General features: G+C 49.2%; 5 protein-coding genes and 1 pseudogene. 3 read left to right on the top strand and 3 right to left on the bottom strand.

The genetic code is table 11. The features are described 5' to 3' along the window. The 3 genes and pseudogenes from ACESLU_RS10270 to ACESLU_RS10280 form a co-directional block, all read left to right on the top strand. Window positions 1–467 (top strand): annotated as a pseudogene (locus tag ACESLU_RS10270) (xylan esterase); the annotation flags it as partial. A gap of 353 nt (window positions 468–820) precedes the next feature. After that, a complete protein-coding gene (locus ACESLU_RS10275; protein WP_372638562.1) occupies window positions 821–1,630 on the top strand; it encodes a glycosyltransferase family 2 protein in 810 nt (269 codons plus the stop codon). A 4-nt stretch (window positions 1,631–1,634) separates the two neighbouring features. Then, window positions 1,635–2,492, top strand: coding sequence for a sulfotransferase (locus tag ACESLU_RS10280; RefSeq protein WP_372638563.1), 858 nt, complete (start codon window positions 1,635–1,637; stop codon window positions 2,490–2,492). A gap of 230 nt (window positions 2,493–2,722) precedes the next feature. On the opposite strand, the gene ACESLU_RS10285 is transcribed toward ACESLU_RS10280, so the two are convergent. The 3 genes from ACESLU_RS10285 to ACESLU_RS10295 form a co-directional block, all read right to left on the bottom strand. Further along, window positions 2,723–3,694 (bottom strand): hypothetical protein, encoded by a 972-nt coding sequence (locus ACESLU_RS10285; protein WP_372638564.1) that lies wholly within the window; start codon window positions 3,692–3,694, stop codon window positions 2,723–2,725. Between the two features lie 108 nt (window positions 3,695–3,802). Next, complete coding sequence (locus tag ACESLU_RS10290; RefSeq protein ID WP_372638565.1) at window positions 3,803–5,242, bottom strand: capsule assembly Wzi family protein; 1,440 nt, start codon at window positions 5,240–5,242, stop codon at window positions 3,803–3,805. 10 nt (window positions 5,243–5,252) lie between these two features. Beyond that, window positions 5,253–6,074: hypothetical protein (locus ACESLU_RS10295; RefSeq protein ID WP_372638566.1), on the bottom strand; the 822-nt coding region annotated here is incomplete at its 5' end.

A 6,074-nucleotide genomic window follows, 5' to 3' on the forward strand; every position in this document is an offset into this window, starting at 1 on the left:
CGGGCCTGCGGGCGGGGGATGCGGTCCGGCTGGTCCGGCTGTTAAAGCGGCAGGCCGAAACGGACGAGATCTATGGGATGGCCCGGGAAGCGATGGCACCGGTGCTTCTGCACGCGGCGGCCTTTGAGCCGGCCATCCGCGGGGTCGCCCTGCTGGACCCATATGCCTCCTACCGCTCGCTGGTGACCAACCGTTTCTACGATCCCTCCCTGCACATCAGCGCAGTGCCCGGGGCCCTGCAGGCCTACGATCTGCCGGACCTGGCCGCCAGCCTGGCGCCCCGCAAGCTGCTGATGGCCGGAGTGACCGACGGGGCGGGCGGCCTCCTGGGGCCCGATGAGATCGCCGAAGAAATGGAGGTAGTGCGGGCCGCCTACGGGCGGGAGGAAGCCGGGGGACAACTGCATATTGCCCCAAATCAATCCACCGACCGCGGGCAGCAGCTCCTCCGGAAATGGATGGAATAAGATTCCCGAAAAGACCTAACTGATAGGGATTATGAATAGTATTTTGCAAAATAATAGTGATGAAGTGCTGGTACTTTTGCTGTTTGGTGCTTTCATGACCAGCGTTGAAGAATATACAGGACAATGCGTTGGATTTTTATGAAACCTCTGGAAACCCGAAATGTTATCAACATCAAAGCCTGAGCAAATCCGGGATTGGCCAAAAGAACGGTTTTCAAAGGTCCCTTTATATATCATTTTTAAATAAGGATATTTGTCTGAGAGAACACAGATGAAAACTTAGGAGCTTCACCAATATTTCTTTAATATTAGCCTCTCTGAAAAACAATCTCATTACGAATAGTTAATTTTGTATGCCTGAATCAACACAGCCGATGGATAGTAGTAGTCTCCCAAAAGTCAGCTGTCTGACGGTCACCGCCAACCGCAAGCACCTGATGAAACGTGCTGTCCGATGCTTCCGAAACCAAACATATCAGAATAAAGAATTAGTCATTGTGGATGATGGCGACGAAGATCTGGATGAGGTGCTTGCTCCCCTGTCCCCTGACCAGGTTCACTACGTAAAACTGGAAAAAAAACCTGAAAACACGCTGGGAAAACTCCGCAACCGGTCGCTGGAAGAAGCCGACGGCGACTTTTTAGTGCAATGGGACGACGATGACTGGTATCATCCCGATCGGATTGCCGTCCAGGCGCAAACGCTTATGGATGGCTACGATGCCTGCTGTCTTTCGGGGGCGCTCATGCACCTGGATGAACAGCCGTATATGCAGCACCCCTATGTGGGCTACCTGCCCGATGGTATCCCCGGCAGTATTATGCACCGGGCTGATGAGGGGATTCGGTACCCTCACACCCGCCGGGCCGAAGACACAGTATACCTGAAAGAATGGATGGATCGGCGATACCTTCAGCTGCCGGATAAGCATTCGCACCTTTTTATTCGCTGTTACCATGGATCGAACACCTGGGAAAAAGATCATTTCCTGCGGCGTATACGCAACAATCCCCAAGACGCCCTGTTATACTTCTGGCACAAAATGATAAAGGGGAAGCTTTTCGATCACCCGAAGTTTCAGTTGACGGATGAGCAACGCGAAGCCTTCAGGATGTACCTGGAAGATTCCCGGGAATTAGATTTACTTCCCACTGAACACTAATATTGTGAATTCAAAACGAGTTTTTTTAGTCGGCTGTCCCCGGTCGGGGACAACCCTGCTGCAAAGCATGATCGCCAGTCACCCGCAGGTGGTTTCCTTTCCTGAAACTCATTTTTTTTCAAAAACCCTGCCGATCAATCCGATACTGCGGAAAATGAAGCTGCACGGACCTAAAAGCCGGAAAACCGTTACCCGGTTCCTCAACAATAACAACTTTGAGAATCTCCATCCTTTTGCCGGTATATCTGTCTTTAAGCTCTATACTTACCGGGACTGGTGCCAAAAACTGATCGATATCCTGGACCAGATGATCGTCCGGGAGGCGATGGACCACGATATAGGTACCCCGGTATGGGGATTGGAGAAAACCCCGCGTCATCTGCACTACATTTCATCCATCGAACAGGTACCTGCTCCCAGCAAGTTCCTGCATATTCTGCGAGACGGCAAAGATGTGGTCGCAAGCCTTCACCTGGCCACCAAGCGATACCCCGACCAATGGGGGGGCGAGCGTTCGGTCAGGAAGTGCATCAACTGGTGGAACAGGAGCATGCGTGCATCCCTGCAATACCGGCAACAGCCCAATCACTGTTTCGTCGTTTACGGACAGCTTCTCGAGGCTCCCGAAATCATTTTGAAAGCAATATGCACTTTTTTGGAACTTGATTACGATCAGTCGATGCTCCGGGACTTCCACCGGACTGCAGGGCCGCTGACACAGGAAGAGGAAAAGTGGAAAGACCAAAATACGAAGAGATCCCTGGACAAAAGCAATAAGCTTCAGCAACATTTTGATGCTCCCACGATCGATTATATTACAAACCATCTTCTGGATATCGATCTCAAACCGTTCTATCATTAGGGTGGATTGCTTGCCAGTTTGTACGCCTTTTCCCGGCAACGAACTAAACTCCCGATGCATTCCGAGAGTTACTGATCTTCCATTCCTTCCACTTAACGCAGGCGGTTTAAATCGTGGCCCCGCCTGAAAGTCACGCCTATACTGCCCGCCGGTGTCAGATTTCCGAATGACAACTCAGCACCCGATAACGACCGCAGGGTCCCGGGTTCTCAGGATCACAAACATACGTGCTATTGCTCCTCAGGCGATGGGGGTTGGGCCTCTTCCAGGTTACCCGTATCGACGGACCGGGGATTTACGGGCAACTGGGTCTGGGTAAATGACGTCAGGATAAAAGAGACCGCCCCAATCAGTTTCTTTAAAATCAAATTTGCGGTCAGTACCCCGACCAGCCGGGTTTCCGGCACATTCAGCATTACTGACATCTCAATAGCTACACTCACGTATAAGACGCTGCGACTTGGTAAAAAGGGAATGCGGGTGGACATGATCTGTACGGCCATCAGGCTGAACCATACCGCCCAGGGGACCGAGGGCTCGGCAATCTTGTACTGGATAACCTGTACCAGGTTCGTAAAAACAAGCCGCCCGGTATAGACGCCGGATATCTTAAGTGCATCGCTTAAACTTACACTCAATATATAGTTGCGGAACCTATAGCCGACTAATGCCGCGACTCCCACACCCAGGGCAATCCAGAGATACAGCAGCTTGTTTTCTACCTGGGGGATGTATTCACCGATATCAATATATCCCTGTGTCAGGAAGAATATCAAGAGGATAACCGATATGAATGTCGATGACAGCGAGGAAAGAATATTATTGTCCTTGACAAATTTCATCGCGTCCACCGCCGGTATCTTCAGCTTTTCTTTGGCCCAGTAGAAGAGGTAAAATTCACCTGAATAGCCCAGCACATCCGTATTGAGTACCTTTTTTTGAACAAAGACAAGAAACGCCCGGTATCCCTTAAAGTTCCATTTTACCCCGTAAATATAAATTTCAGACAAGGGCAGCGAAAAATAGATTACAAAAAAGAGCAGGTAAAAAAGCGGATTCAGCGGCAGCGATTCAACCACTCTGGCCAGACCGATATCGTAGAGCTTATAGGCCAGGTAACCGATAATTCCGACCTGCAAGGTATAGCGTATCCCCTTTTTCAGATACGTTTTCCATTCTTGTTCTTCCTGCTGCTCGTTCATTGTCTGCTTATATCAGAACTTATTGTTTAGAAAAAAATTTCTGCCGGGGTATTTGTCCGTTTTTTTGTGATTAAAATAGTACTTTTTTGCTTCGTTTCTTTTGCAAAACTAATCGCTGATCCGCTCCCAGCTCACCCCGATCATTAAACCCTGCCGGTTCTCTTCGTAAAGCGCGCCGGTATCGAAAGCTAAAGAACCCGTTACGCTTAATCCATGGGCTGGAGCAATCCGGTATTCAAGCTGAAGAAGTGAGGAATATTCATCCACGCGAATCTCATCAAGCGGGGTGTATGGGGGACCTTCTCCCTGGTCGACATTGGTACCGTAGTTCCGGGAGTAGGTTAGAAACATCTTATAAGAAAGGCGACCTGCCGGTTTTCCCTGAATGCCTATGTGGTGAGCAATAATAATATTGTTGGATACGGGGTACGGTCCCCCGTCAAAATCAGAAGTGGGTCCGTGGATCAGGAGGGGGTTCCCCAGCACCGCTCCCTCGTACGTCCACCCGGAACGGTAGACCCCGTTATTATAGTAATTATTTCGTCCCAGCGGCGTATCGATCCAGGCATTTTGACGCTTGGTATTGAGATGCTCCCATAACAGTTCCGTAACCATCTGCTGATCATTGTCCAGTTCAATCCCAGCACTCCACAGGCCGTCCCAGGGGCTTCGGAAACGGAGGGCCACCATGTCTTCCAGATAAAACGTGCGATACGCTTTAAAACGAAAATGATCGAAATTGATGCCTAATTTAACCTCATACGCCGCGACAGAGTTGCCTACGGCGTTGGTTATTTCGTTTTGCGGAACATTGTCACCAAATGCAGACCGGCCGAATACGACCTTGAAGTAGTCCGACAGGGAAGAAGGTAAGTCAAAGGGCCCCTCCCCGAATCCCGGGTGGGTCCCCCCCCACATCGTATTATGTGCCATCCCGGCCGTGACGTCGAAACGATTATGATTATATTTCAGATATAAAAACTTCTGATGCAGGTAAGGATCATCAATGTAACGATCGTCCGTAAACCAGCCATGTGATAGCATAGCGCTGAATTGCAAGCGCCCACCGGTATTCGGTACCCCTGAAAAGCCGTCGCTGCCCACTCGTATTTTGGGGACCGGCGTAGCATTACGACTGATAAGCATCGACCCCATCGACAAATCATCGTCGTTAAGTCCCACAGGATCATAAAACCGTCCCGCCGTTATCCTTACCCCTCGGTAGGTGGCATTACCAAACAGTTGGCGGAACACCAGCGTCTTATCCGCCGAGAGACGACTGTAAGCATCAAATCCACCGGTAAATTTCAACTCGCTGGTGGTATCCCGCTTCGTAGCATACGCATAAAAACCATTAACGAGATTGGTCGAAGAAGGGTCCACGGTCCCATCGCTATTCGAATAAAACCAGAAAGGCAAATTGCCCTTCTGTCCGGCATAAACCGTTGATGACACTCCATACCGGATCTGGGCTTCCGCGTTTATCTGAAACAGCAACAGGAAAGTGAAAATTCCGATTCCCGGTATTCGGTAAAAGAGTTCAGGCATACGGGAATCACTATATATTTTCCGCCAATCGATTTTTACTGTCTAATAGCTGACTGAATTTTTCCTGTTTTAACGCATTCCAGGTTCGTTCGGAAAACTCATAGAACGGCTGTTTCTGGTGATACCATCCAAAGTGAAGACAATATGGAGTTGTTTTCAAATAGTCTCCCTTCCCGGGTATAAGACCCAGCAACTTAATCAGAAGCTTTCGGATCCACTTAATTTTTAACCCGCGCAGGTTATATACAAACTGATCACAATAATATTTACACACCACATACTCGAAATCAGCATCGTGAGAAGTCAAGTCATCAATATAATCCAACTGGGGACTGGTATGTCCCTGAAGCCAGGGATAAACGGGTAAATCGAGCTTTGACATAGCCATCGCCATACTCCACTCGCACGATTCTTCACTTCGTCCCTGTTCGAGCGTCCGGCTTCTGAAGTGCGTTTCCCCCTTTCGGTCGAGCATTTTCTGGGAAAAATCACACACTCTCTTGGTCAGACTATAGTCCTGTGCATAGATCATGCCCGTCTGAACCCGACTCAGGTAGGTGAGCCCGAAGTGATTTAGGGTATGCTGGCGACGCCGTAAAATAATATCTCTCAGAATACCAATATTTTTGGGGCCTCCAAAGAAATTATCTGAAACCTGGGTGCCCGTTATCGTAAAGGGATACGGTTCAAATGACTTCCATAGATTGTCGGGATTTTTACACCATATGATATCGCTGTCGAGAAAAATATTCTTCTCGAAAAACATATATTCGTGGATGTTATGCTTGAATCCCACGATAGAAGCCCGGTCTGGCGACATCACGTGGACGAC

Origin of the sequence: Fodinibius sp., from assembly GCF_041642155.1 — a bacterium.
In the GTDB taxonomy this organism is placed as follows: domain Bacteria; phylum Bacteroidota; class Rhodothermia; order Balneolales; family Balneolaceae; genus Fodinibius.

Excerpts from the sequence above, each read along its gene's own strand:
- ACESLU_RS10285 (WP_372638564.1), bottom strand. The coding sequence starts at position 3,694 with ATGAACGAGCAGCAGGAAGAACAAGAATGGAAAACGTATCTGAAAAAG.
- ACESLU_RS10290 (WP_372638565.1), bottom strand. The coding sequence starts at position 5,242 with ATGCCTGAACTCTTTTACCGAATACCGGGAATCGGAATTTTCACTTTC.
- ACESLU_RS10275 (WP_372638562.1), top strand. The coding sequence starts at position 821 with ATGCCTGAATCAACACAGCCGATGGATAGTAGTAGTCTCCCAAAAGTC.